General features: G+C 60.8%; 27 protein-coding genes. 15 read left to right on the top strand and 12 right to left on the bottom strand.

What is annotated here, in order from left to right:
- Positions 1 to 85: 85 nt before the first annotated feature.
- Complete coding sequence (locus NTD84_RS24865; protein ID WP_262171121.1) at positions 86 to 736, bottom strand: hypothetical protein; 651 nt, start codon at positions 734 to 736, stop codon at positions 86 to 88.
- Between the two features lie 372 nt (positions 737 to 1108).
- On the opposite strand from NTD84_RS24865, the gene coxB reads away from it, so the two are divergent.
- The 4 genes from coxB (at position 1109) to NTD84_RS24845 (ending at position 5412) form a co-directional block, all read left to right on the top strand.
- Positions 1109 to 2236 (top strand): cytochrome c oxidase subunit II, encoded by a 1128-nt coding sequence (coxB, locus tag NTD84_RS24860; protein WP_262171119.1) that lies wholly within the window; start codon positions 1109 to 1111, stop codon positions 2234 to 2236.
- 82 nt (positions 2237 to 2318) lie between these two features.
- Positions 2319 to 3908, top strand: coding sequence for a cytochrome c oxidase subunit I (ctaD, locus tag NTD84_RS24855; protein ID WP_133835161.1), 1590 nt, complete (start codon positions 2319 to 2321; stop codon positions 3906 to 3908).
- A gap of 39 nt (positions 3909 to 3947) precedes the next feature.
- Positions 3948 to 4499: a cytochrome c oxidase assembly protein gene (locus NTD84_RS24850; protein WP_262171114.1), complete on the top strand. Its 552-nt coding sequence runs from the start codon at positions 3948 to 3950 to the stop codon at positions 4497 to 4499.
- Positions 4500 to 4524: 25 nt separating this feature from the next.
- Complete coding sequence (locus tag NTD84_RS24845; RefSeq protein WP_262171112.1) at positions 4525 to 5412, top strand: cytochrome c oxidase subunit 3; 888 nt, start codon at positions 4525 to 4527, stop codon at positions 5410 to 5412.
- 17 nt (positions 5413 to 5429) lie between these two features.
- Here the strand turns inward: NTD84_RS24845 and NTD84_RS24840 are convergent, their stop codons facing one another.
- Positions 5430 to 5633 carry a twin transmembrane helix small protein gene (locus NTD84_RS24840; protein WP_007940724.1) on the bottom strand — a complete coding sequence of 68 codons (204 nt, stop codon included), beginning with the start codon at positions 5631 to 5633 and terminating at the stop codon, positions 5430 to 5432.
- A 70-nt stretch (positions 5634 to 5703) separates the two neighbouring features.
- Here NTD84_RS24840 and NTD84_RS24835 point away from each other — a divergent pair, with 70 nt between their 5' ends.
- The 5 genes from NTD84_RS24835 to NTD84_RS24815 are packed head-to-tail and all read left to right on the top strand — an operon-like array spanning position 5704 to position 9612.
- Entirely contained in the window at positions 5704 to 6444 is a 741-nt protein-coding gene (locus NTD84_RS24835; protein ID WP_262171108.1) for an SURF1 family protein, read from the top strand.
- Positions 6410 to 7003 (top strand): hypothetical protein, encoded by a 594-nt coding sequence (locus NTD84_RS24830; protein ID WP_262171106.1) that lies wholly within the window; start codon positions 6410 to 6412, stop codon positions 7001 to 7003. The genes NTD84_RS24835 and NTD84_RS24830 overlap by 35 nt, the downstream gene beginning before the upstream one ends.
- A 10-nt stretch (positions 7004 to 7013) precedes the next feature.
- Positions 7014 to 8093, top strand: coding sequence for a COX15/CtaA family protein (locus NTD84_RS24825; protein WP_262171105.1), 1080 nt, complete (start codon positions 7014 to 7016; stop codon positions 8091 to 8093).
- Positions 8081 to 8980 carry a heme o synthase gene (cyoE, locus tag NTD84_RS24820; RefSeq protein ID WP_262171104.1) on the top strand — a complete coding sequence of 300 codons (900 nt, stop codon included), beginning with the start codon at positions 8081 to 8083 and terminating at the stop codon, positions 8978 to 8980. Before NTD84_RS24825 ends, cyoE begins: the two co-directional genes overlap by 13 nt.
- Positions 8977 to 9612, top strand: coding sequence for an SCO family protein (locus NTD84_RS24815; protein WP_262171102.1), 636 nt, complete (start codon positions 8977 to 8979; stop codon positions 9610 to 9612). Before cyoE ends, NTD84_RS24815 begins: the two co-directional genes overlap by 4 nt.
- Before the next feature lie 180 nt (positions 9613 to 9792).
- Here NTD84_RS24815 and NTD84_RS24810 read toward each other — a convergent pair whose 3' ends face one another.
- The 3 genes from NTD84_RS24810 to NTD84_RS24800 all read right to left on the bottom strand — a co-directional run bounded on the left by NTD84_RS24810 (position 9793) and on the right by NTD84_RS24800 (position 12315).
- Entirely contained in the window at positions 9793 to 10563 is a 771-nt protein-coding gene (locus NTD84_RS24810) for a MetQ/NlpA family ABC transporter substrate-binding protein (RefSeq protein WP_262171099.1), read from the bottom strand.
- 70 nt (positions 10564 to 10633) lie between these two features.
- Entirely contained in the window at positions 10634 to 11308 is a 675-nt protein-coding gene (locus NTD84_RS24805; protein WP_262171097.1) for a methionine ABC transporter permease, read from the bottom strand.
- On the bottom strand, positions 11308 to 12315 hold the full coding sequence (locus tag NTD84_RS24800) for a methionine ABC transporter ATP-binding protein (protein ID WP_262171095.1): 1008 nt from the start codon (positions 12313 to 12315) through the stop codon (positions 11308 to 11310). Before NTD84_RS24800 ends, NTD84_RS24805 begins: the two co-directional genes overlap by 1 nt.
- A 212-nt stretch (positions 12316 to 12527) precedes the next feature.
- On the opposite strand from NTD84_RS24800, the gene katE reads away from it, so the two are divergent.
- On the top strand, positions 12528 to 14717 hold the full coding sequence (gene katE / locus NTD84_RS24795) for a catalase HPII (RefSeq protein ID WP_262171185.1): 2190 nt from the start codon (positions 12528 to 12530) through the stop codon (positions 14715 to 14717).
- A gap of 111 nt (positions 14718 to 14828) precedes the next feature.
- On the opposite strand, the gene NTD84_RS24790 is transcribed toward katE, so the two are convergent.
- From NTD84_RS24790 to zur, 4 genes are read right to left on the bottom strand one after another with little or no spacing between them, the layout of a single operon-like run.
- Complete coding sequence (locus NTD84_RS24790) at positions 14829 to 15545, bottom strand: PA5502 family lipoprotein (protein WP_262171093.1); 717 nt, start codon at positions 15543 to 15545, stop codon at positions 14829 to 14831.
- A gap of 37 nt (positions 15546 to 15582) precedes the next feature.
- Positions 15583 to 16371 (bottom strand): zinc ABC transporter permease subunit ZnuB, encoded by a 789-nt coding sequence (gene znuB, locus NTD84_RS24785; protein ID WP_150630694.1) that lies wholly within the window; start codon positions 16369 to 16371, stop codon positions 15583 to 15585.
- Positions 16364 to 17149 carry a zinc ABC transporter ATP-binding protein ZnuC gene (znuC, locus tag NTD84_RS24780; RefSeq protein WP_262171089.1) on the bottom strand — a complete coding sequence of 262 codons (786 nt, stop codon included), beginning with the start codon at positions 17147 to 17149 and terminating at the stop codon, positions 16364 to 16366. Before znuC ends, znuB begins: the two co-directional genes overlap by 8 nt.
- Positions 17149 to 17631 (bottom strand): zinc uptake transcriptional repressor Zur, encoded by a 483-nt coding sequence (zur, locus tag NTD84_RS24775; protein WP_262171087.1) that lies wholly within the window; start codon positions 17629 to 17631, stop codon positions 17149 to 17151. Before zur ends, znuC begins: the two co-directional genes overlap by 1 nt.
- 66 nt (positions 17632 to 17697) lie before the next feature.
- Here zur and NTD84_RS24770 point away from each other — a divergent pair, with 66 nt between their 5' ends.
- Positions 17698 to 18618 carry a zinc ABC transporter substrate-binding protein gene (locus tag NTD84_RS24770; RefSeq protein ID WP_262171085.1) on the top strand — a complete coding sequence of 307 codons (921 nt, stop codon included), beginning with the start codon at positions 17698 to 17700 and terminating at the stop codon, positions 18616 to 18618.
- Positions 18619 to 18716: 98 nt separating this feature from the next.
- Here the strand turns inward: NTD84_RS24770 and NTD84_RS24765 are convergent, their stop codons facing one another.
- Together NTD84_RS24765 and NTD84_RS24760 are read right to left on the bottom strand one after the other, a co-directional pair.
- Positions 18717 to 19667, bottom strand: a complete 951-nt coding sequence (locus NTD84_RS24765) for a homoserine kinase (protein ID WP_262171082.1) — start codon at positions 19665 to 19667, stop codon at positions 18717 to 18719.
- Between the two features lie 58 nt (positions 19668 to 19725).
- On the bottom strand, positions 19726 to 20016 hold the full coding sequence (locus tag NTD84_RS24760; RefSeq protein ID WP_262171079.1) for a DUF2782 domain-containing protein: 291 nt from the start codon (positions 20014 to 20016) through the stop codon (positions 19726 to 19728).
- Between the two features lie 74 nt (positions 20017 to 20090).
- Here NTD84_RS24760 and polA point away from each other — a divergent pair, with 74 nt between their 5' ends.
- Positions 20091 to 22859 (top strand): DNA polymerase I, encoded by a 2769-nt coding sequence (polA, locus tag NTD84_RS24755; protein WP_262171076.1) that lies wholly within the window; start codon positions 20091 to 20093, stop codon positions 22857 to 22859.
- A 313-nt stretch (positions 22860 to 23172) separates the two neighbouring features.
- Here the strand turns inward: polA and yihA are convergent, their stop codons facing one another.
- The gene (gene yihA / locus NTD84_RS24750; protein WP_262171074.1) at positions 23173 to 23814 is read right to left on the bottom strand and encodes a ribosome biogenesis GTP-binding protein YihA/YsxC; all 642 of its coding nucleotides are present in this window, start codon (positions 23812 to 23814) and stop codon (positions 23173 to 23175) included.
- A gap of 191 nt (positions 23815 to 24005) precedes the next feature.
- Here yihA and NTD84_RS24745 point away from each other — a divergent pair, with 191 nt between their 5' ends.
- The 3 genes from NTD84_RS24745 to NTD84_RS24735 all read left to right on the top strand — a co-directional run bounded on the left by NTD84_RS24745 (position 24006) and on the right by NTD84_RS24735 (position 25796).
- Positions 24006 to 24296 carry a c-type cytochrome gene (locus tag NTD84_RS24745; RefSeq protein ID WP_262171071.1) on the top strand — a complete coding sequence of 97 codons (291 nt, stop codon included), beginning with the start codon at positions 24006 to 24008 and terminating at the stop codon, positions 24294 to 24296.
- 46 nt (positions 24297 to 24342) lie between these two features.
- Complete coding sequence (locus NTD84_RS24740) at positions 24343 to 24954, top strand: c-type cytochrome (protein WP_262171068.1); 612 nt, start codon at positions 24343 to 24345, stop codon at positions 24952 to 24954.
- A gap of 200 nt (positions 24955 to 25154) precedes the next feature.
- Positions 25155 to 25796 carry a thiol:disulfide interchange protein DsbA/DsbL gene (locus NTD84_RS24735; protein ID WP_262171065.1) on the top strand — a complete coding sequence of 214 codons (642 nt, stop codon included), beginning with the start codon at positions 25155 to 25157 and terminating at the stop codon, positions 25794 to 25796.
- Positions 25797 to 25807 lie beyond the last annotated feature (11 nt).

The raw sequence follows: 25807 nt of genomic DNA, 5'->3' as shown, positions 1-25807 counted from the left end.
GGGCGCGAACAATAACGCGGGGAGCCTGACACCCAGCGGCGTTCTGAAGTCCATCGCGAGCGTGCTCGCGCCTACGGAGATAGCGTTATGCGGCCGGCTGATCCAGCTCCAGGCCCACGCCCAAACGGCGCGACATGCACGGCCAGCGCTTCCACGCGGCGCCGGTGTCCGGGCTGCTGAGCTTCTCGCGGTAGGCTTCCACCGACTCCAGTGCAAAGCTTTCGTCGTCGAGCATGCTGTCCACCGCGTGGTGCACCACTTCGTCCAGTTGGTTGGCAAATGCCTCACCGATCAGCTGGTGGGCAATGAGGTTGGCGACAGTCATGTCCAAGGGGATCAGTGGCTGGCCAAAATGCTTGATGTACAGGTCATTGACCTCTTCGACAAACCGATGCGCCAGGTAAGCTTCATCCAGCAGGCTGTCGAGCCCGACGTGCCCGGTCATGATGTCCGGCGGCTGGAGGAAGTACTGTTCGGCGATTTTCAGCACCGGTTTGATCTGCGACTCGATACCCGCTTCCCTCGCCACTTCATTCGCTGCATCCAGCAGGTCAGGCACTTCATCGATGTAGGCGGCGACAAAACGCGTCAGCACGCCGTTGGCATCCGTTTCCGGCAATTGGATCGACGGATGCAGGTGAGGCAATTTACCTTCCAGCTGACGCGTCAACAGGCCGGTCTCGGCCTCGTGTTGTTGGGCTTTTTGGATCTGCTCGCGCAATGCGGCGGTGTTCATGAAAACTCCAGGAAACAAAGGCAATGAAATAGGGAAGACATAACTTAGCTGGCTTATGAAAAACGCTAAGACGCATTTGTCATAATTATTTCATCCTTGAGACATCACAGTTATATCGATTTGCCACCACTCGTCCGCATCCTTCTCCATTCGGGACCTTGAACGCAAGTCCGACCTGTTTCAGATGATTTACGCCGTCACGTTGCGAGGTAGCAGTCGCTGTCTATACTCGGGTTGGAAATGGAGTTAGCTGATGACGTCCGACTGCACACGCAGCAAGACCCGGCGATTCAAGTTCGTAGTCTGAAAAAGCCGCTCCCTTGCCGCAGGTGAAAGCCGGCGGGATAACAAGAACGATAAGGGGAACCCGCAATGATGCGACATCCACACGTCTGGATGGGCCTCCTGTTGTGGTCGATTTTCAGTCAGGCGCAAGCCGCCTGGACTGTGAATATGGCGCCGGGAGCGACTGAAATCAGTCACGCAGTATTCGACCTGCACATGACCATTTTCTGGATCTGTGTAGTGATCGGCATCATCGTCTTCGGCGCCATGTTCTGGTCGATGATCCTCCACCGCCGCTCGACCGGGCAGGTGGCTGCAAAATTTCATGAAAGCACCACCGTCGAAATCCTCTGGACCATCGTGCCCTTCCTGATCCTGGTGGCCATGGCGGTTCCTGCGACGGCGACCCTGATCAAGATGTACGACGCCAGTGAGCCGGATATCGATATCCAGGTCACGGGCTACCAGTGGAAATGGCACTACAAGTACCTGGGCCAGGACGTCGAGTTCTTCAGCAACCTGGCCACGCCCGCCGACCAGATCCACAACAAGGAAGCCAAAGGCGAGCACTACCTGCTGGAGGTCGACAAGCCGCTGGTGCTGCCGATTGGCGCCAAGGTGCGCTTCCTCGTGACCTCCGCCGACGTGATCCACTCCTGGTGGGTGCCGGCCTTCGCGGTCAAGCGTGATGCGATCCCCGGTTTCGTCAATGAAGCCTGGACCCGTATCGACAAGCCCGGCATCTATCGCGGTCAGTGCGCCGAATTGTGCGGCAAGGACCACGGTTTCATGCCGATCGTGGTCGAGGTCAAGGAAAAGGCCGATTACGACAAATGGCTGGGCGAACGTAAAGCCGAGGCCATGCAGCTCAAGGAGCTGACCAGCAAGGAATGGACCCTCGACGAACTCAAGGAACGCGGCGACAAGATCTATCACACCACCTGCGTGGCGTGTCACCAGGCCGAAGGCCAGGGCCTGCCGCCCATGTTCCCGGCGCTCAAAGGCTCGAAAATCGCTACCGGACCGAAGGAAGGTCACCTGAGCCTCGTCTTCCACGGCAAGCCCGGCACCGCCATGGCGGCATTCGGCAAGCAGCTTTCGGAAGTCGATATCGCAGCGGTCGTGACCTACGAACGTAACGCCTGGGGCAACAACAAAGGCGACATGGTCACGCCTAAAGAAGTGCTGGAGCTGAAACAGGCGGAAAGCAAATGACCCGGTCTATTGCGCATGTAAGGAACCGGTCGGGGCAGCGCGCCCCGGCCTGCCCAGCCCATCTGTTTGCAGGAGACACGCCATGAGCGCCGTCATCGATGACCATGGTCATGCCACCGATCACGCCCACGGCCCCGCCAAGGGCCTGATGCGCTGGGTGCTGACCACCAACCACAAGGACATCGGCACCCTGTACCTGTGGTTCGCCTTTTCCATGTTCCTGCTCGGCGGTTCGTTTGCGATGGTCATTCGCGCCGAGCTGTTCCAGCCGGGACTGCAAATCGTCGAACCGGCGTTTTTCAACCAAATGACCACCATGCACGGCCTGGTGATGGTGTTCGGTGCGGTGATGCCAGCGTTCGTCGGCCTCGCCAACTGGATGATCCCGTTGATGATCGGCGCGCCTGACATGGCCCTGCCACGGATGAACAACTTCAGCTTCTGGCTCCTGCCGGCGGCGTTCATCCTGCTGGTGTCGACCCTGTTCACCCCTGGGGGCGGACCGAACTTCGGCTGGACGTTCTACGCCCCGCTGTCGACCACCTACGCGCCGGAAAGCGTGACGTTCTTCATCTTCGCCATCCACCTGATGGGGATCAGTTCGATCATGGGCGCGATCAACGTGATCGCCACCATCCTCAACCTGCGCGCCCCCGGCATGACGTTGATGAAAATGCCGCTGTTCGTCTGGACCTGGCTGATCACCGCGTTCCTGCTGATCGCAGTGATGCCGGTACTGGCCGGGTGCGTGACGATGATGCTGATGGACATCCACTTCGGCACCAGCTTCTTCAGTGCGGCGGGTGGCGGTGATCCGGTGTTGTTCCAGCATGTGTTCTGGTTCTTCGGTCACCCCGAGGTGTACATCATGATCCTGCCGGCCTTCGGTGCCGTCAGCTCGATCATTCCGACGTTCTCGCGCAAGCCGTTGTTCGGCTACACCTCGATGGTCTACGCCACGGCGAGCATCGCGTTCCTTTCTTTCATCGTCTGGGCGCACCACATGTTCGTGGTCGGCATTCCGCTGGTAGGCGAGTTGTTCTTCATGTACGCCACGCTGCTGATCGCCGTGCCGACCGGGGTGAAGGTGTTCAACTGGGCCAGCACCATGTGGCAAGGCTCGCTGACCTTCGAGACGCCGATGCTGTTCGCGGTGGCGTTCGTGATCCTGTTCTCCATCGGCGGCTTCTCCGGGCTGATGCTGGCCATCGCGCCGGCGGACTTCCAGTACCAGGACACCTACTTCGTGGTCGCGCATTTCCACTACGTGCTGGTGCCAGGGGCGATCTTCGGGATCTTCGCCTCGGCCTACTACTGGATGCCGAAATGGACCGGCCACATGTACGACGAAACCCTCGGCAAGCTGCACTTCTGGCTCTCGTTCATTGGCATGAACATGGCGTTCTTCCCGATGCACTTCGTGGGCCTGGCCGGCATGCCGCGGCGGATTCCGGACTACAACCTGCAATTTGCCGACTTCAACATGGTGTCGTCGATTGGCGCGTTCATGTTCGGCACCACGCAGCTGTTCTTCCTGTTCATCGTGATCAAGACCATTCGCGGCGGCCCGCCAGCACCGGCCAAACCGTGGGATGGCGCGGAAGGCCTGGAGTGGAGCATTCCGTCACCGGCGCCGTATCACACGTTCACTACGCCACCGGAAGTGAAATGAACACCGCTCCTACAGAGGGTGGTGTAGAGAGGAGCTGCCATGGCTGACTCGATTTCGATGAAAAAACTGGTCACCCGCCTGTTGCTGGTGGTGGTGGCGATGTTTGTCTTCGGGTTTGCCCTGGTGCCGATCTACGACGTGATGTGCAAGGCGTTCGGCATCAACGGCAAGACCGCCGGGCAGTATGAGGGCGAGCAAACCGTCGATGCCTCGCGGCAGGTTCGCGTGCAGTTTTTGACGACCAATTCCGTCGACATGTCCTGGGACTTCTACCCCAAGAGCGACGAGTTGACGGCTCACCCGGGAGCGGTGAACGAAATGATCTTCATCGCGCACAACCCGACCGACAAGCCAATGAGCGCGCAAGCGGTGCCGAGCATCGCGCCGAGCACCGCCGCGGCGTATTTCCACAAGACCGAATGTTTCTGCTTTACCCAGCAAGTGCTGCAGCCCGGTCAACGGATCGAGATGCCGGTACGTTTCATCGTCGACCGTGACATGCCCAAGGATGTGAAGCACCTGACGCTGTCCTACACGCTGTTCGATATCACCGCCCGACATCCACCGGTGGCTGTAAATACTGGCGGCTGAGCGTGCCCGATAAGGAGAACAATAAATGGCAACTCATGAGCACTATTACGTACCGGCCCAGAGCAAGTGGCCGATCATCGCCACGGTCGGCATGTTCACCACCGTGTTCGGCCTGGCCACCTGGTTCAACGACCTGAAAGCCGCGCGCCCTGAATCCCACGGCCCGCTGATCTTTTTCGTCGGCGGCCTGCTGCTGGCGTACATGCTGTTCGGCTGGTTCGGCACCGTGGTCAAGGAAGGGCGCGCCGGGCTGTACAGCGCGCAGATGGATCGCTCGTTCCGCTGGGGCATGAGCTGGTTCATTTTCTCCGAAGTGATGTTCTTCATCGCCTTCTTCGGTGCACTGTTTTACGTGCGTCACGTGTCCGGTCCGGCACTCGGCGGTGAAGGCCCGAAAGGTATCGCGCATATGCTCTGGCCGAACTTCGAGTTCGTCTGGCCGCTGCTGAACAACCCTGACTCGAAACTGTTCCCGCCGCCCAAGGAGGTCATCAGCCCCTGGGGCCTGCCGCTGCTCAACACCATTTTACTGGTCAGCTCCAGCGTCACCGTGACCCTCGCCCACCATGCCTTGAAAAAGGGCCATCGCGGCGCGCTGAAAATCTGGCTGGCGATCACCGTGTTGCTGGGTTGCGCATTTCTCGGCTTTCAAGCCGAAGAGTACATGCATGCCTACCACGAACTGGGCCTGACCCTGGGTTCGGGCATCTACGGCGCGACCTTCTTCATGCTGACCGGCTTCCACGGCGCCCACGTGACCATCGGCACCATCATCCTGTTCGTGATGTTGATGCGGATCATGCGCGGGCACTTCGACAACGACCATCAGTTCGGCTTCGAGGCAGCGAGTTGGTACTGGCACTTCGTGGACGTGGTGTGGATCGGGCTGTTCGTTTTCGTCTACGTGCTTTGAACGTTTGACGTATCGAACTACCAAGGCACGTGCGACACCAACTGGCCGCTGAAAAAACCCCAGGCAATCAAGCCGACGGTCGCGGCGGCCAGGGCCACACGAACACTCAAGGCAATGACGAGGCGGTTCGAGCTGCTGTCGTCCTTGACCAGAAAAAACAGGCCGCTGAACAGGCTGACAACCGTGGCAATCAGCATCAGGACGATAGCTGCTTTGAGCATGGTGGGGCTCCGGGGGAAAGGCGATGCACTTGAGTATAGCTATCGCGATGACCGACTTTCTGGCGACGCCATGAAGCGCTTCAAGCCGGGGGTCGTGCCGACCCTGGTGGTCGCGCTCCTGCTGCCGCTGCTGGTGTCGCTTGGCTTCTGGCAACTGAGCCGCGGCGCGGAGAAAAGCGCACTGCTGCATACCTATGCCGAGCGCCGTGTCGCCGAACCGATGGCCAGCACCGAGTTGCAACACAGCGAAGACCCAGCGTTCCGCCGCGTCCGCCTGCATGGCCAGTTCGATGCCGTCCACAGCCTGCTGCTGGATAACCGTCAGCGTGACGGCAAGGTGGGCGTCGAGTTGTTGCAACCTTTTCAGGATCAGGCCACCGGCCTGTGGCTGCTGGTCAATCGCGGCTGGCTGCCGTGGCCGGACCGGCGTACACCGCCGCAATTCAGCACACCGACCCAGGCGTTGAGCCTGGATGCCTGGGTCTACGTGTCGCCTGGCGCGACCTTCCAGCTGCACGCCGACCCGAACGCCACCACCTGGCCTGAGTTAATCACCGCGGTCGAGCCGGCGAAGCTCTGGACGGCGCTGGACCGTGAGGGCTTCGCCTACGAATTACGCGCAGAAAGCGGCCCCGCGTCCTACCAGGCCGATTGGCCGGTGGTCGCCATGGGCCCGGAAAAACATATCGCTTATGCCGTGCAGTGGTTCGCCATGGCGATCGCCCTGCTTGGCCTTTTCATTTACCTCGGCTGGCACAACGCAAAGGAGAAACACCATGGGAGCGGCCATGAATCCACCCAGCATGTCTGAGGCGAAAACGCCGGCGAACCGGCGCAAGGGCCGCTTGCAGCTGTTGCTGATCCTGCTGGGGGTGATCGGTCCGATGATCCTCGCCACCGGCATGTACAAATTGCAGTTCTGGGTGCCGGAGGGGCGCAGCTATCACGGCGAACTGATCGGCAACGGCCAGACCCGCGCCGACCTCGGCGTTCAGGCGCAGGAGGAGCGCTGGCAGATGCTGGTGACGGCGCCGAAGGAGTGCTCGGTGGACTGCCAGCAGTTGGTGTACCTGGCGCGACAAATCCAGATCGGCCTCGGCCGCGATGCGTCACGCGCCAGCCATGCACTGGCCGCTGCGCAGCCATTGAGCGCCGACTACGAGGCCAAGCTGAGCCGTGAATACCCGCAGCTGCAACGCTACCCCATGGACCTGACTACGTTCAGCAAGACGACCGGTGACAAAGCCGTGCCGCAGCTGTGGATCATCGATCCGCACGGCAATCTGGTGCTGCGCTACGACCCGACCGTGAAGGGTAAGGACCTGCTCAACGACCTGCGTCACCTGCTGAAACTGTCGAACATCGGATAAGGGCATCGTCATGGCCAAACCTGGATTTCGCCTCGCGCTGTTTGCCACCCTGCTGGCACTGATTGTGGTGTTACTCGGCGCCTACACCCGTCTGACCCACGCGGGCCTCGGCTGCCCGGACTGGCCCGGCTGCTACGGCTTTATCAGCGTGCCGAAAAGCGAGGCCCAGCTGGCCCACGCCGAGCTGCATTTTCCCGATGCACCTGTCGAAGCGCACAAGGGCTGGAACGAGATGGTCCACCGCTATTTCGCTGGCACGCTGGGCTTGCTGATCTCGGTGCTGGCCGGCCGCGCATGGGTGCATCGTCGCCATCCGGGACAACCGGTGAAGCTGCCGTTGTTTCTGCTGGCGGTGGTGTTCGCCCAGGCGGCGTTCGGTATGTGGACGGTCACGCTAAAACTGTGGCCGCAGGTGGTGACCGGGCATTTGCTCGGTGGTTTTGCGACGTTGAGCCTGCTGTTCCTGCTGACGTTGCGCCTGTCTGGCGTGCTGCCGGCGTTGACGGTGCCCCGGCGCCTGCAATACTGGGCGACGGCCGGGTTGCTGCTGGTGATCCTGCAAATTGCCCTCGGCGGCTGGGTCAGTTCCAACTACGCCGCCGTGGCCTGCATCGACTTCCCGACCTGCCACGGCCAATGGCTGCCGCCGGCGGACTTCGCCAACGGCTTTCACCTGACGCAGCACATCGGCCCCAATTACCTCGGCGGGCAACTCGACAGCGATGCGCGCACCGCAATTCACCTGACCCATCGCATCGGCGCCTTGCTGGTCACGCTGGTGCTGCTCGGCCTGGCCTGGCAACTGAAAGTGGTCGGCATGACGCGCCTGGCGGGTCTGGTGCTGATCGCCCTCGCCGCACAAATCACCCTTGGCATCAGCAACGTGCTGTTTCACCTGCCGCTGCCGGTGGCCGTCGCGCATAACGCCGGCGGTGCTGCGTTGCTGCTGACGATGGTGCTGGTCAATTATCACGCGCGAACCAGCCTGGTTCGGGTCAGGCAGCCATCCCCGGCGCGCTGGCGCTTCAGCCCGCGTAAACATTCAGCCGGGCCCATAACAATAAAAGGAGAGATGCCATGGCGACTCTGATCGGCGCAGGTCACAGCCAGGCGATCTGGCGTGACTACCTGGAGCTGACCAAACCGAAAGTGGTGGTGCTGATGCTCATCACCTCGCTGGTCGGCATGTTTCTCGCGACCCGCGCGGGGGTGCCGTGGACCGTGCTGGTCTTCGGCAACCTGGGGATTGCGTTGTGTGCCGGCGGGGCGGCAGCGGTCAATCATGTGGTGGACCGGCGGATCGACGCAGTGATGGCGCGCACCCACAAACGGCCCTTGGCCGAAGGCCGGGTTTCGCCGGCGGCGGCGCTGACGTTTGCCCTGGTCCTGGCACTGCTGGGCCAGGCTTTGTTGCTGGCGTTTACCAATCCGCTGACGGCGTGGCTGACCCTCGCCTCGCTGCTCGGTTACGCCGTGGTCTACACCGGTTTCCTCAAGCGCGCGACGCCGCAGAACATCGTCATCGGCGGCCTGGCCGGGGCCGCCCCGCCACTGCTTGGCTGGACCGCCGCCACTGGTCACGTCAGCGCCGAACCGTTGCTGCTGGTGCTGATCATCTTCGCCTGGACCCCGCCGCACTTCTGGGCCCTGGCCATTCACCGCAAGGAGGAATACGCCAAGGCCGACATTCCGATGCTGCCGGTGACCCACGGCGAGCACTACACCAAGATTCATATCCTGCTGTACACCTTTGCGTTGCTGGCCGTGAGCCTGATGCCCTACGTGATCCACATGAGCGGCATGCTCTACCTGATTTGCGCGCTGGGATTGGGGGCGAGGTTTCTGCAATGGGCCGTGGTGCTGTACCGTGGCACTCGGCCGCACGCGGCGATCAACACGTTCAAGTACTCTATCTACTACTTGTTCCTGCTGTTTATCGCGCTGCTCGTAGACCATTACTTACTGTTGAACCTATGACTCGAACCCAGAAAACCGTCTTCATCCTTGTCGCCCTGATCGCGCTGGTCCTGGGCCTGACCATCAATAAAGTGCTGTCCGGCAAAGGCCAGGGTGATCCGACCGCATTGATCGACGCCGGTATCATCCTGCTGCCGCAAAGCCGCAACCTGCCGGACGTGACGATGACCGATCAGGACGGCAAGCCGGTGGCGGTCAATGAGCTCAAGGACAAATGGTCGCTGCTGTTCTTCGGCTACACCTTCTGTCCGGACATCTGCCCGACCACCCTCGCCCAACTGCGCCAGATCAAGAGCGAACTGCCGCCGGAGGCTGTGGATAAATTGCAGATCGTCCTGGTCAGCGTCGATCCGAACCGCGACACGCCCAAGCAGCTCAAGCAATACCTGGGTTACTTCGATCCGCAGTTCCAGGGCCTGACGGCGGCGTCGGTGGAGGACATCCAGAAACTGGCCAACGCGGTGAGCATTCCGTTTATCCCGGCGGACACCAGCAAGCCGAATTACACGGTTGACCACAGCGGTAACCTGGCGGTGATCGGCCCGGACGGCACACAGCGTGGGTTCATCCGCGCGCCGCTGAACAACGCCAAGCTGATAGCGCAGTTGCCGGTGATGCTCAAACGCAAGTAACAGCACATCCCCTGTAGGAGCGAGCACGCTCGCGATGGACGTGAACGATAACGCTGGAAGCCTGACACCCAGCGGTGTTCTGAAGACCATCGCGAGCGTGCTCGCTCCTACAGGGGAAGAATTGCAGGCAAAAAAATGGGGCGCATTTGAATGCGCCCCATTTTTCGTTACGGCTTCAGATCAGAACGCCGGCACTACCGCGCCTTTGTACTTCTCGAGAATGAAGGCTTTGACTTCCGGGCTGTGCAGCGCGGCAACCAGCTTCTTCATGTCTTCGCTGTCCTTGTTGTCCGCGCGGGCAACGAGGATGTTCACGTACGGCGAGTCGCTGCCTTCGATAACCAGGGCGTCCTTGGACGGGTCGAGCTTGGCTTCGAGCGCGTAGTTGGTGTTGATCAGCGCCAGGTCGACCTGGGTCAGCACGCGCGGGATGGTCGCGGCTTCCAGTTCGCGGAATTTCAGGTCTTTGCTATTTGCGGTGATGTCTTTGACAGTCGACAGGATGTTGGTCGGATCCTTCAATGTGATCAGGCCAGACTTGGCGAGCAGCAGCAGGGCACGGCCGCCGTTGGTGGCATCGTTCGGGATCACCACGGTGGCGCCGCCCGGCAGTTCGGCGAGTGTTTTGTATTTGCTGGAGTAAGCACCCAGCGGCTCCAGATGCACGCCGGCCACGGCGACCAGATCGGTGCCCTTGGCCTTGTTGAATTCATCGAGGTACGGCTGGTGCTGGAAGAAGTTGGCGTCAAGACGCTTCTCGGCCACTTGCACGTTCGGCTGGATGTAGTCGGTGAAGACTTTGACTTTCAGGTCTACGCCTTCCTTGGCCAGGGTCGGCTTCACGAATTCGAGGATTTCTGCGTGCGGAACCGGGGTGGCCGCCACGGTCAGGGTGTCGGCGTGGGCGGAAAAGGCTGCAACGGCAGCGAACGCGACGAGTAGTTTTTTCATTCAGCTAACTCCTTGTGAATACCCGCCAGCAGCGCCAATCCAAGGCGTCCGCCAGCGAGGACCGGCCTGATTATTTACGCGAAAAGTGTACGACCAACTTGTCGCCAACGGTTTGCAGCACTTGTACCAGCACCAGCAGCAAAATCACGGTGACGATCATGACGTCGGTCTGGAAACGCTGGTAACCGAAACGGATCGCCAGGTCGCCGAGACCACCGGCGCCCACCACACCGGCCATCGCCGTGTAGGACACCAGTGTAATAGCTGTCACCGTAATCGCCGCGAAGATGCCCGGACGGGCTTCCGGCAGCAAGGCATTGGTGATGATCTGACGTGTCGTCGCGCCCATGGCCTGGGTCGCTTCAATGATGCCGCGATCAACTTCACGCAGGGCGGTTTCCACCAGCCGCGCGAAGAACGGCGTGGCGCCCACCACCAGCGGCGGAATCGCACCGGCAACACCCAGCGACGTGCCGGTGATCAACACGGTGAACGGAATCATCACGATCAGCAAAATGATGAAAGGCAGCGAACGCAGGATGTTCACCACCAGCGACAACAGTGCGTACACACCTTTGGCTTCGAGCAACTGGCGCGGGCTGCAGAGGAACAACAGCACGCCCAGCGGCAAGCCCAACAGCACGGTGAACAACAGCGAACCGCCGAGCATCAGCAGGGTGTCACCGGTGGCCAGCCAGATTTCGAACCAGTCGATATGGGCGAAGAAACTTGTGACGGCTTCCATCAGCGCAGGACCTCCATGTGGACGTCAGCCGCGGTGAAGCGGGCAAACGCTGCGTCCATGTCGCCGCCGGTGACCGCCAGGGTCAGCTGGCCGTAGGGGATGTCTTTGATGCGGTCGATACGACCGGCCAGGATGCTGTAGTCCACGCCGGTCTCACGAGCGACAGTGCCCAGCAACGGCGCGTAGGTCGCTTCGCCCTGGAAGGTCAGACGCACGATACGACCCGGCACGTGAGCGAAGTCATCACGCTGTTCGCTTTCATCGATTTGCTCGTCTTCCTGCACGAAGCGCTTGGTGGTCGGGTGCTTGGGGTGCAGGAATACCTCGGCCACCGTGCCTTGCTCGACGATCACACCGGCGTCCATCACCGCCACCTGATCACAGACACGACGGATCACGTCCATCTCGTGGGTGATCAGGACGATGGTCAGCTTCAGCTCGCGGTTGATTTCGGCCAGCAATTGCAGGACCGATGCCGTGGTCTGCGGATCGAGCGCGCTGGTGGCTTCGTCGCACAGCAGGATTTTCGGCTTGGTCGCCAGGGCGCGGGCAATGCCGACGCGCTGCTTCTGGCCACCGGACAACTGCGCCGGGTACTTTTTCGCGTGGTCGGACAACCCCACCCGCGCCAGCAACTCGGCGACGCGCTGGTCGATCTCGCCGCGCGACAGCTCGCCAGCCAGGGTCAGCGGCAGCGCGACGTTGTCGGCGACGGTCTTGGACGCCAGCAGGTTGAAGTGCTGGAAAATCATCCCGACCTGCTGACGGAAGCGCCGCAGGCTGTTGGCGTCGAGCGCGGTGACTTCTTCGCCGTCGACGAAGATCTTGCCGCCGCTGGCGTTTTCCAGGCGGTTGATCAGACGCAGCAGGGTACTTTTTCCCGCACCGGAATGACCGATCAGGCCGTAGACCTGACCGTTCTCAATCGTCAGATTGGTCGGGTGCAGGGCGGGGATATCCTTACCGGCGACGCGGTAGGTTTTATGGACGTTTTGAAACTCGATCACGTAGCGAACCTTGTGGGGCGCGTTAGAAAGGGATCAGCGGTTAGCCGGGCGCGCATTTTAGCCTGTCCGTATAGAGGTTATTAGCATTTATTCCGCATTCAACCTTTCATTTGGCAATAACGCGATCAAAGGTCATAAAAAAGGAACGGTTGAAGGCCTCGCCAGTCACTATTTAAGCAACTCGATAACGACCAGGTGCCGTGCCTGGAACCTTGCTCACAAGTCCGGCCCAGGACGAGAACGCAACGAGGAGTTTACGACTGATGAGTACCAAGAAACCTGCCGCCCCCAAAAGCGCACTGGCCGGGACCGATACCCTGGACCGCGGCAACACCAATGCCAAGCTCGACAGCCTGGAAAAATTTCGCTCCGATGCCACCGAACAAGCCCTGCGCACTAACCAGGGCGTGAAGATCGCGGACAACCAGAACACCCTGAAAGTCGGCGCCCGCGGGCCGTCGTTGCTGGAAGACTTCATCATGCGTGAAAAGATCACGCACTTTGACCATGAACGCATTCCCGAGCGCATCGTCCACGCTCGAGGCACGGGTGCTCACGGTGTCTTCCAGACCTACGAGAACCATTCCGTCCTGACCAAGGCCGGGTTCCTGCAGGATCCGGGCAAGAAAACCCCGGTGTTCGTACGTTTTTCCACGGTGCAGGGCCCACGCGGGTCGGGCGATACCGTGCGGGACGTGCGCGGTTTCGCCGTGAAGTTCTTCACCGACGAGGGTAACTTCGACCTGGTGGGTAACAACATGCCGGTGTTTTTCATCCAGGACGCGATCAAGTTTCCTGACTTCGTGCATGCGGTAAAACCCGAGCCGCATAACGAGATTCCTACAGGCGGCTCTGCTCACGATACCTTTTGGGACTTTGTCTCGCTGGTGCCGGAATCCGCACACATGGTGATGTGGGCCATGTCCGACCGGGCGATCCCGAAAAGCCTGCGCAGCATGCAGGGCTTTGGCGTGCATACGTTCCGGCTGGTCAACGCCGAGGGCAAATCGCGTTTCGTCAAATTCCACTGGCGCCCTTCCAACGGCACCTGCTCGCTGGTCTGGGATGAAGCGCAGAAGCTGGCCGGCAAGGACACCGACTATCACCGTCGCGACCTCTGGGAAGCGATCGAGATGGGCGATTATCCCGAATGGGAACTGGGCGTGCAGATCGTCGAAGAGGAGAACGAGCACTCGTTCGATTTCGACATCCTCGACCCGACCAAAATCATCCCCGAAGAAATTGTGCCCATTACGCCGCTGGGCAAAATGACCCTGAACCGCAACCCGGACAATTTCTTCGCCGAAACCGAGCAGGTTGCGTTCTGCCCGGGACATATCGTGCCGGGGATCGACTTCTCCAACGATCCATTGCTGCAAGGTCGGCTGTTTTCCTACACCGACACACAAATCAGCCGACTCGGCGGGCCGAACTTTCACGAGATCCCGATTAACCGTCCGGTGGCGCCGTTCCACAATGGCCAGCGTGACGCGCTGCACCGCACCACCATCGACAAGGGTCGCGCGTCTTACGAACCAAATTCCATCGACGGCGGCTGGCCGAAAGAAACGCCGCCCGCGGCGCAGGATGGCGGTTTCGAAACCTACCCGGAGCGCATCGACGCCAACAAGATCCGTCAGCGCAGCGAGTCGTTCGGCGACCACTTCTCGCAGGCGCGCCTGTTCTTCCATAGCATGAGCAAGCACGAGCAGGAACACATCATCGCCGCCTATAGCTTCGAGTTGGGCAAGGTTGAGCGTGAGTTCATCCGCGCGCGGGAGGTGAATGAGATCCTCGCCAACATCGACCTGGAACTGGCCAAGCGTGTGGCGCAGAACCTGGGCTTGCCGGCACCGAAAGCCGGAACGGTCGACGTGCCGAAGATCTCTTTGGAGCGCTCGCCGGCCTTGAGCCAGGCCAATCTGTTGCCGGGCAATATCAAGTCCCGGAAAGTCGCGATTCTGGCGGCCAACGGTGTCGATGGTGCGGCCATCGATGCGATGAAGAAAGCCCTGAAAGCCGAAGGCGCCCACGCGAAACTGCTTGGCCCGACCTCTGCTCCGGTCACCACGGCTGATGGCAAGGCGTTGCCGGTGGACGCGTCGATGGAAGGGCTGCCGTCCATTGCGTTCGACGCGGTGTTCGTGCCGGGCGGCGCGGCGTCGATCAAGGCGTTGAGCGGTGACGGCGTAGCGCTGCATTACGTGCTGGAAGCGTACAAGCACCTGAAAGCCATCGCGCTGCACGGCGAGGCGAAACAGTTGCTGGATGTGTTGAAGCTGGAGACTGATGCGGGGTTGATCGTGGGGGCGAATGGCAAGTTGGCCAAACCGTTCATTGCCGCGATCGGGCAGCATCGGGTTTGGGATCGGGAGCCTAAGGCCAAGGCGATTCCGGCGTAAGGTATGTATCGATAGCAAGGACGCCTTCGCGGGTAAGCCTGCCCCCACAGATGACCGTGTTGTTCGCAAGAACGCGGTCTAATGGGGGAGCGGGCTTACCCGCGACGCTTTTCAGGGTTTACGCGGACTCAAGACGATTTGTGCCGGGATATTGCGCACAATCTGCTTCTGCACATTCAGGTCAAAGCCCGAATCCAGCTTCTTCACCCGCTTGGTCAGCAACGTGGCCAACCATGGGTAATCCTGGGTCCGTGGCACCTGAATGCTCACGTCACACTGATAATTCACCGTATCCGCGGCAATCGCATCGAGCTGCCGACGAAGCTTGGCCATATCGGTGAGGTTCAACGCCACCGTGGTGCTTTCCGCGGTCGGGTCGATCACCTTTGCCGGCGGCCTGGCTTCTGCCGCCTTGAGCGCGGCTTCGGCTTTATCCAGCTCAGCCTTGCGCGCGTTGACGATGGCGTTGTTGACACCGCCGGTCAGTGCCGGCGCCTTGGGCATCAGCGCCCGGGCACGGCTCAGTGCTGTCGCCGCGGCATTCACATCACCTTTTTGCAGCACGATCTGGCTACGGCGCAGATAGGCTTCGGCCAGTTGCCGCTGGTATTGCTCAAGGGATTGATCGTTGGGTGACTCGGCCTGCAACGCCGCCAGTTGATCCTCGGCGGTGGCCAGTTCGCTGCTGGCGAGGCTTTGCTCGAGCTGTGCGATGGCCGTGGCCCGTGCATCAGTGGCCCCAGGGGCCGCCGGTGGCGTGCTTTGACAGGCCCCTAGTAGCAGCGAAAATGCGACAAGGAGCAGATAACGGGAGGCGAACGGCTTCATTCCTGCGACTCTCTATTTGCGCAAAAAACGAGCAAGTCTACACCCCTCGACGGGGCAGGACAAAACTCAGCAGAAACAGCGCGGCCGCCGTCACCACAATCGACGGGCCCGCCGGGGTGTCCTTGAACCAGGACAACGCCAACCCGCCACACACCGCGAGCATACCCAGCAGGCTCGCGCCCAGCGCCATCTGTTCCGGCGATCGGGCGTGGCGTTGTGCCGCAGCCGCGGGGATGATCAGCAGCGATGTGATCAGCAATACACCGACGATTTTCATCGCCACGGCGATCACCACGGCGATCAGCAACATCAAGGTCAGGCGTAGCGCTGGCACCGGCAAGCCTTCCACTCGCGCCAACTCTTCGTGCACCGTGATCGCCAGCAACGGTCGCCACAACGTGATCAACAACGCGAGCACCGCCGCACTGCCGCCGAGAATCCATGCCAGATCGGTCGGACTGATCGCCAGCAGGTCGCCGAACAGGTACGCCATCAGGTCGATCCGTACTTCGTGCATGAAGCTTAGTACGACCAGGCCGAGAGAGAGCGTACTCGGTGCGAGAATTCCCAACAGGGTGTCGGACGCCAGCGGTTGACGTTGTTGCAGGGTCACCAGCAGTACTGCCAGCAGCAGGCAACCGACGGTCACCGCCACCGTCGGGCTGACATCCAGCAGGAAGCCCAGCGCCACGCCGAGCAAGGCCGCGTGGGACAAGGTGTCGCCGAAGTACGCCATGCGCCGCCAGACCACGAAAGACCCCAACGGGCCCGCGACCAGCGCCAGGGCCAGGCCTGCAAGCAGGGCGTAAAGCAGAAAATCAGCCATGCTTGCAGCCATCTCCGTGAACATGGGGTTGAGCCGCCGAGGCGGCGGTGACCACCGAACCATGCAGATCGTGGGCGTGGTCGTGATGGTGGTGATAAATCGCCAGGCTTTGTGCGTTTTTTCCGAACAGCTCGACGAAAGCCGGATCGCCGCTCACCTGTTCGGGATGACCGGAGCAGCAGACGTGACGGTTGAGGCAGACCACCTGGTCGGTCGTGCTCATGACCAGATGCAAATCATGGGAAACCATCAATACGCCGCAGCCATGGCGGTCACGCAGACGGGTGATCAAGCTGTACAGCTCGGCTTGACCGGCGACATCGACGCCCTGCACGGGTTCGTCCAGCACCAGCAACTCCGGCTCGCGCAACAAGGCCCGGGCCAGCAGCACCCGCTGCATTTCACCGCCGGAAACGCTTTGCACCGGACTGTCGATGACCTGCTCGGCGCCGACTTCCTTGAGCGCCGCCAAAGCGCGAGGGCGATCCACACCCGGCACCAGCCGCAGAAAGCGCAGCACCGACAGCGGCAGCGTTGGGTCGACGTGAAGTTTTTGCGGCATGTAACCGACCCGCAGTTTCGGCTTGCGCCACACACTGCCGCTGTCCGGCTTCAACAGGCCTAACACCGCCCGCACCAACGTGGTCTTGCCGGCACCATTGGGGCCGATCAGCGTGACGATCTGCCCCGGCTCGACACTCAGCTCGATGTTATCCAGCACGTTCTGCCCGGCGAACGTGACGGCAACCTGCTCGAGGCGGATCAACGCGTTGCTCATCAAGCCCCCTGGCAACCCGAGCAGAGACCGACCACTTCAACGGTCTGGCCCTCAACGATGAACCCGACCTCCCCGGCGCTGCCGACGATCGCGTCGCTGATGGATTTCTGTTCGAGTTCGATGGCGGCGTGGCATTCGCGGCAGATCAGGAACTGACCTTGGTGGGCGTGCTCCGGGTGATTGCAGCCGACGAAGGCGTTCAACGAGGAAATGCGGTGCACGAGGCCGTTTTCCAGCAGGAAATCCAGCGCGCGGTACACGGTCGGCGGCGCCGCGCGGCGGCCGTCCTGCTCGCTGAGCACCGCGAGAATGTCGTAGGCACCCAGCGGCTTGTGGCTCTGCCACACCAGTTCCAGCACCCGCCGACGCAAAGCCGTCAAGCGCAAGCCCTGACGTGCGCACAGGGTATCGGCCTCAGACAGAGCGCTATGGACGCAATGAGAGTGGTCGTGGGGACGGCTGGCAATCGGTGTTTTAGGCATGAGCGGCGACGAGTGTTGTGAGAGACGTTATTATGTTACCCGTTCTCGCCTCTTCGAGTGGTCATCGTGTCCCGACTTTTTTCTTTCTTTGTCGCATTTGTCGCCAGTTTTCTCTTCATCGGCCCGGCTCACGCTGAAGTCAGCGTCCTCACCAGCATCAAGCCCCTGCAGCTGATTGCCGCTGCGGTGCAGGATGGCGTGGCGATCCCGGAAGTGCTGCTGCCGCCCGGCGCTTCGCCGCATAACTATGCGCTGCGCCCGTCCGACGTACGGAAGGTACAGTCGGTGGACCTGGTTTACTGGATCGGCCCGGACATGGAAGGCTTCCTGCCTCGCGTGCTGAATGGTCGTACGCTGCCGAGCGTCGCCGTGCAGGATTTGCCGGGGCTGAAATTGCGTCGGTTCGCCGAGGACAGCCAGTCCCACGCCGAAGAAGCCGACGAGCATGACCACGATCACCGTCCCGGCAGCCTCGATGCACACTTGTGGTTATCGCCGGCCAACGCTCGGGTGATCGCGGCGAAAATGGCCGCAGACCTGAGCGCTGCCGATCCGGCCAACGCGGCGCGCTACCAGAGCAATCTCAAGGCGTTCGACGATCGCCTGGATGCGCTGGACCTGCGCTTGAAGGCGCGGCTGGCCGGAATCGCCGGCAAACCGTACTTTGTCTTCCATGAAGCGTTCGACTACTTCGAGGACGCCTACGGCCTGAAGCATACCGGCGTGTTCAGCGTCGCGGCCGAAGTGCAGCCGGGGGCGCAGCACGTCGCGGCGATGCGTACTCGATTGCAGGAAGTCGGCAAGACCTGTGTGTTCAGCGAACCGCCATTGCGTCCGCGCCTGGCCGAAACGTTGGTGGCGGGGTTGCCGGTGAAGTTGGCGGAACTGGACGCGCTGGGCGGGTACACGCCAGCGACGGCTCAGGGGTATGAGCAGGTGCTGGAGAAGCTGGGGAATGATCTGGCGGGGTGCCTGGAGTCGTTGTAGGCCGGAAGTCGTGTTGTCCGCATTCGCGAGCAAGCCCGCTCCCACATTCGAACGGTGTACACAGAACAAATGTGGGAGCGGGCTTGCTCGCGAAGCTTTTAAAGGGCGAAGGGCAACGGCGTGCTGACTTTTTGCCGTTGCGCCAACCGCAGCTGAAACTCCATCGGATCGTGAATCAACACGTCCTGCCCGGCGAATGACTCCGCGGCAATCAACCGCGACAGCCAGAAGCGCACGCACGCCACCCGCAGCAGGGTCGGCCACAATTCTGCTTCGGCCGCGGTGAACGGCCGCAGCGCGGCATACGCTCCCAGCAACGCCCGTGCACGCGGTCCGTCGATCAAACCGGCGTCATCCGAACACCAGTCGTTCAACGCAATCGACACGTCATAGAGCATCGGCCCCGAGCAGGCGTTATAAAAATCGATCAGCCCGGTCAGGTGCGTGCCCTCGAACATCGCGTTGTCGCGGAACAGGTCCGCGTGGATGTTCGCCCGTGGCAACGCCAGAATTTTCTCTTTCTGCAGGGTGATTTCGTCCAGCGCCTTTTCCAGCAGATCTTTCTGCTCGGCATTCAGGTGCGAAAGAAACTGCTTACCCTCTTCCAGCATCCAGTCCAGGCCACGATCGGTTTTGCGCTTGATCATCCTGGCCTGGGTCGCCAGGTGAAGGTGACCGAGCAACTCGCCGACCTGGGCGCAATGCTGGGCGTTGGCTTGCTTGACGTGCTTGCCGGCCAGGCGTGGTTGCAGCAAGGCAGGCTTGCCCGCCAGTTCGCGCAGGGCGACGCCGTCGGTGGTGCGCAAGGCGTACGGCACCGGCAGGTTGGCGTCATGCAGCACGTCCAGCAGTTCGATGAAGAACGGCATCTCCTGGACCGGACCGCGCTCGACCAGGGTCAGGACGAATTCGCCCTGCTCCAGGCTGATAAAGAAATTGGTGTTTTCGCTACCGGCGGCAATCCCCTGGAAATCAAGCAGGCGGCCGAGCCCGTATGGGGCGAGAAAGGTTTCCAGCTCGGGCCGAGCCAGCGGGGTGAACACAGACATGTTTTAACTGCCAGTACGGGCGCCGCTGCTCGAGCCGACGCCGATTGAAATTAAGAAACTACTTCCATTCAAAAATCTTCCACGACGGAATCAGCATATCCGGCTGATCCGAGCGGATGAAGTTTGCATCGGTACCATCCGCGCGCACCAGGAAATACGGTGGCGCACCCTTCGGCGTGACCTTGATTGCATACAGGAAGCCGTTTTGGCGGTACTCCTGAATGGTTTTATCGCCTTCCGTGCGGATCGTGACGTCCGGGTCTGCCGAGGGTGCGTCATCCGCCGCCATGACGGCCAACGGGGTGAATACAAACAAGCCAGCCAGCAACAGGCGATTTAGTGTGCGCATGATAACCTTGTCCCTTTGTCGTCAACGGTCCCGCTATTCTAGCGCCGGACCCGCCGAAAAGGTTGATCCTGCTCATGAGCCAAGCCCCCCTCGTCCTGGTGGACGGTTCTTCTTATCTGTACCGGGCCTTTCACGCCCTGCCGCCGCTGACTACGTCCAAAGGTCTGCCGACCGGAGCGGTCAAAGGCGTCCTGAACATGCTCAAGAGTCTGCGCAAGCAGTACCCGGACAGCCCGTTCGCCGTGGTATTCGACGCCAAAGGTGGGACGTTTCGCGATGACATGTACGCCGAATACAAGGCCAACCGCCCGAGCATGCCCGACGACATGCGCGTGCAGATCGAGCCTCTGCACGACAGCGTGAAAGCCCTCGGCTTCCCGCTGCTGTGCGTCGAAGGCGTCGAGGCCGATGATGTGATCGGCACCCTGGCCCGCAGCAGCGCCGCGGCCGACCGTCCAGTGATCATCTCCACCGGCGACAAGGACATGGCGCAACTGGTCGACGGCCACATTACCTTGGTCAACACCATGACCGGTAGCGCGCTGGACGTGGAGGGCGTGAAGGAGAAATTCGGCGTCGCTCCCGAGCAGATCATCGATTATCTGGCACTGATGGGCGACTCTTCCGACAACATCCCAGGCGTTCCGGGCATTGGTCCGAAGACCGCTTCCGGCTTGCTGGTGGGCGTGAACGGCGGCCTGACCGAGCTGTACGCCCAGCTCGACATAGTCCCGACCCTGCCGATTCGTGGCGCAAAAACCCTGCCGGCCAAGCTCGAAGAGCACAAGGAGATGGCGTTCCTCTCCTATCAGCTGGCGACGATCAAGATCGACGTGCCGCTGGACATCGAGCTCGATGACCTGAAAATGGGTCAGCCCGATCACGACAAACTCGCCGAGCTTTACACCCTGCTGGAGTTCAAGAGCTGGTTCGAAGAGAACCAGCGCGACGCCAAGCGATCAGGCCAGGAGATTGTCGAGGTTGCTCAGGAGCAGCCGGGCGCGGTCGAAGCGAAGTACGAAACCATCCTCGACATGCAGCGCTTCGAAGCCTGGCTGGGCAAACTCGACAAGGCGCCGCTGATCGCGTTCGTCACGCAAACCAACGGCACCGATGCGCAGCACGCGCAGCTGGTGGGCTTGTCGTTTTCCGTTGCTGCCGACGAAGCGGCCTACATTCCGCTGACCCATTCCTACATGGGCGTGCCCGAACAGCTGGATCGCGACACTGTTCTCCTGGCATTGAAGCCGTTGCTGGAAAACTCGAACAAGCTGAAGGTCGGCCAGCACGCCAAGTTCGATACCAACATCCTCGCCAACTGCGCAATCGGCGGCGATCAGAACAACGGAATCACGGTGCAGGGCATTGCCTACGACACCATGCTCGAGTCCTACGTACTCGATTCGACCGCCACCCGGCACGACATGGACAGCCTTGCGCTCAAGTACCTGGGCCAGAGCAAGACCGACATTCAGGCAATCGCCGGCAAGGGCGTCAAGCAGCTGACCTTTGATCAGCTCTCGCTTGAGCTGGCGGGCCCGTATGCAGCCGAAGATGCCGATGTCACGTTCCGCCTGCATCTGGCCTTGCAGGAAAAACTGGCGGCAACGCCAAGCCTGGGCAAGGTGCTGAACGAAATCGAAATGCCCCTGATGCCCGTGCTCGCCCGGATTGAACGGCAAGGCGCGCTGGTGGACGCGAAACTGCTGGGCATTCAAAGCGTGGAGCTGGGCGAGAAGCTGGTTGCGCTGGAGCGTGAGGCATTTGCCATCGCCGGCGAGGAATTCAACCTCGGCTCGCCGAAGCAATTGGGCGTCATCCTGTACGAAAAACTCGGTTTGCCAGTCCTCAGCAAAACCGCCAAGGGCCAGGCCTCGACGGCCGAAGCGGTGTTGGCCGAGTTGGCGGAACAGGACTACCCGCTGCCCAAGGTGCTGATGCAGTACCGCTCGCTGAGCAAACTAAAAAGCACTTACACCGACCGCCTGCCCGAGCAGATCAACACTCGCACGGGCCGCATCCACACCAACTATCAGCAGGCCGTCGCGGCCACGGGACGCTTGTCGTCCATCGATCCGAACCTGCAGAACATTCCGATCCGCACCGCCGAAGGTCGTCGCATTCGTCAGGCGTTCGTCGCGCCCAAAGGCTACAAGCTGCTAGCGGCGGACTACTCGCAAATCGAACTGCGGATCATGGCTCACCTGGCCAAGGACGAAGGTCTGCTGCACGCCTTCCGCAATGATCTGGACGTGCACCGAGCCACCGCTGCCGAAGTCTTTGGCGTCGAACTAGCAGAGGTCACCACGGATCAGCGTCGCAGCGCCAAGGCGATCAATTTCGGTTTGATCTACGGCATGAGCGCGTTTGGCCTGGCCAAGCAGATCGGCGTGGACCGCAAACAATCCCAGGCCTACATCGACCGCTATTTCGCCCGATACCCGGGTGTGCTGGAGTACATGGAACGCACCCGCGCCCAGGCGGCCGAGCAAGGTTTCGTCGAAACCATCTTCGGTCGACGCCTGTACCTGCCGGAGATCAACGCGAAAAACCCGGCCCTGCGCAAAGGCGCCGAACGCACGGCGATCAACGCGCCAATGCAAGGCACCGCGGCGGATATCATCAAGAAAGCCATGGTGGCTGTGGATAACTGGCTGACGACCTCCGGTCTGGACGCCAGGGTCATCCTTCAGGTGCACGATGAATTGGTGCTGGAGGTGCGCGAAGACCTGGTCGATCAGGTTCGCGGGGACATTCGCGTGCACATGAGCGAAGCGGCGAAGCTGGACGTACCGCTGCTGGTGGAAGTGGGCGTAGGCAATAACTGGGACGAGGCTCACTAAAACGCCTGTAGGAACGAGCTTGCTCGCTCCTACAAAAAGCTGTCTTGCTGCGGCATAGCGCCGCGGCTGAGCACGCTTATTTCGGAAATCGAAGCGGCTTATTTCAAATGGTTTTTGAAGCGCTGGAACTAAACCTGTGAACTGCGACTCAGAGTAACTGAATGGCTGGTGAAGCCGTTCGATGCTCCTATGTTGTGTTAAGTGTTGGCAGATAATCTGGACCCCGCCCTAGCGGTCCGGAACTTGAACCCCGGAACTTCCCCCTCCCCATAAGAAGTCCGGGGTTTTTTTTGCCCGCGGTTTTGTAACGGGCTTATTCCGCGGGCTCGGCGCCCTTGTCCGCCAGCTCCATCCAGCCTGCCAATACAGTGTAGGCGTCTTCCAGCCCGAGGCGCTTCGGTGCCGAAAACAGCTGAATGCTGATGGCGTCGCCCCAGCCCTTGCGAATGTCCGACTGAACCTTCAGCAGCACGTTCTTCGCCGCGCCGTAGGTCAGCTTGTCTGCCTTGGTCAGCAAAATGTGCATTGGCATGCCGCTGGCCACGGCCCAGTCGAGCATCAACACATCGAAGTCGGTCATTGGATGACGGATGTCCATCATCAAGATCAGACCTTTCAAACTTTCGCGACCGCCCAGATAAGCTTCCAGGTGACGCTGCCAGTGCAGCTTCAGCGGGATGGGTACTTTTGCATAACCGTAGCCCGGCAGGTCGACCAGACGACGATCATCGTCTAGCTTGAAGAAGTTCAAGAGTTGCGTGCGACCCGGGGTTTTCGAGGTCCGCGCCAGGCTGGCATGCGTCAGGGTGTTCAACGCGCTGGATTTACCGGCGTTGGAGCGCCCGGCGAAGGCCACTTCAAAGCCTTCGTCGTCGGGACATTGGTCGACTTTGGCAGCGCTGAGCATGAAGGTGGACTGTTGGCACAGGCCGAGGATGGGGTTCTTGAGTTGCATGGGATTTCCGATGTGGGCGGCGCCGGGAATGGACGCGGCAAGCGGTGTCGTTTCCGTTTCAGTAGCGCCAGTATATAATGCCGCAGATTTTGTGTGCGCTTTGTCCCAGCGTAGGATGAAGTTCACGAGAGCGATTGACCTTGATTGCGCACCAGAACGCAGAACGCTCTCAACCCTGAAAAGGTCGTTTTATGACGAAATGGCTGCTGGCTGCCGGTCTCTTGATGCCGCTTCATGGCGCTCAGGCTACACAGGATCCGGAAGCTGTGTACAACCGTGTTTGTGGTGCCTGTCATTCCGGCCAACTCCCCATGGCGCCCCGAAAGGGCGATCAGGAAGCTTGGACGCCGAGGTTGGCGAAAGGTATGGAGACGCTGGTGCAACACGTGACCCAGGGTTTCAAGGCGATGCCGCCGCGTGGTTTGTGCATGGACTGCAGTGCCGAGGATTACCAGGCCATCATCCAGTGGATGAGCGAGTGATCCCGGTCCATAACTCTTTAACCCTTAGCCGTAGTTGGATTAGCTGATGAACAAATTGATCGTGAGTCTGCTGTTGACCGTGGGGATCTCCGGCATAGCCCATGCTGCAGGTGATGCAACTGCTGGTCAGGCGAAAGCCGCAGTATGTGGCGCCTGTCATGGCCCGGATGGCAACAGCATGGCGCCTAACTTTCCGAAACTGGCGGGTCAGGGCGAGCGTTATCTGAACAAGCAGCTGCACGACATCAAGTCCGGCAAACGCACGGTACTGGAAATGACCGGGCTGCTGACCAACCTGAGCGATCAGGACCTGGCCGATATCGCCGCCTACTTCGCCAGCCAGAAAGGCAGCGTGGGCGCCGCCGATCCTAAAATCGTGGCTCGCGGTGAAGCCTTGTTCCGTGGTGGCGATCTGGCCAAGGGTCTGCCGGCCTGCACCGGTTGCCATTCGCCGAATGGCGCGGGCAACGCCGCTGCCGGCTTCCCGCACCTGGGCGGCCAGCACGCTCAATACATCGCCAAGCAACTGACCGATTTCCGCAAGGAAGAAGGCGGTCGCACCAACGACGGCGACACCAAAACCATGCAGACCATCGCCAAGCGCCTGAGCGACGAAGATATCGCCGCCGTGGCCAGCTACATCAACGGCCTGCATTAAGACCGGCGAACAGGGCAGCGCGCGGGACCTGTATCTCCTGCAACGTTAACGCTCTATTAATCCGTCGCAGCAAGTATAAAAAGGGTGGCTCAGGCTGCCCTTTTTTGTGGCCGCTGCCGTTACACTACAGAACTCAAGCCCGCCATGACCTGTCTGAAAACAGGTCGCGCGAGGCGACCCAATTTGTCCAGGAGTAAAGCATGCGTAATCTGATCATCAGCGCCGCACTCGTCGCTGCCAGCCTGTTCGGCATGACTGCACAAGCCGTCGAAGCACCCGCCGCCCCTTACGTTGAACTGAGCAATCCGGTTCCGGTCGCCGTGCCTGGCAAAATCGAAGTGGTGGAGCTGTTCTGGTACGGCTGCCCGCACTGCTACGCGTTTGAACCGGTGATCAATCCTTGGGTCGAGAAGCTGCCTTCCGACGTCAACTTCGTACGCATCCCCGCCATGTTCGGCGGCCCATGGGATGCACACGGCCAGATGTTCCTGACCCTGGAAGCCATGGGCGTCGAGAGCAAGGTTCACGCAGCGGTCTTCAACGCGATCCAGAAAGAGCACAAGAAGCTCATCGACAAGAATGAAATGGCCGACTTCCTGGCCACCCAGGGCGTAGACAAAGACAAGTTCCTGGCGACCTTCGATTCCTTCGCCATCAAGGGCAAGATCGTCCAGGCCCGCGAATTGGCCAAGAAATATGAAATCTCCGGCGTGCCAACCCTGATCGTCAATGGCAAGTATCGCTTCGACGTGGGCTCTGCCGGCGGCGCCGAGCAAGCCCTGCAACTGGCCGACAAGCTGGTCGACAAAGAGCGAGCGGCTAACAAGGCTGCCGCCAACTAAGCGCGGCGACC

This window comes from Pseudomonas sp. 14P_8.1_Bac3 (assembly GCF_025466085.1).
Classification (GTDB): Bacteria; Pseudomonadota; Gammaproteobacteria; order Pseudomonadales; family Pseudomonadaceae; genus Aquipseudomonas.
Note: the sequence above shows the minus strand (reverse complement) of the source record. Positions and strands in the feature narration are given on the sequence as shown.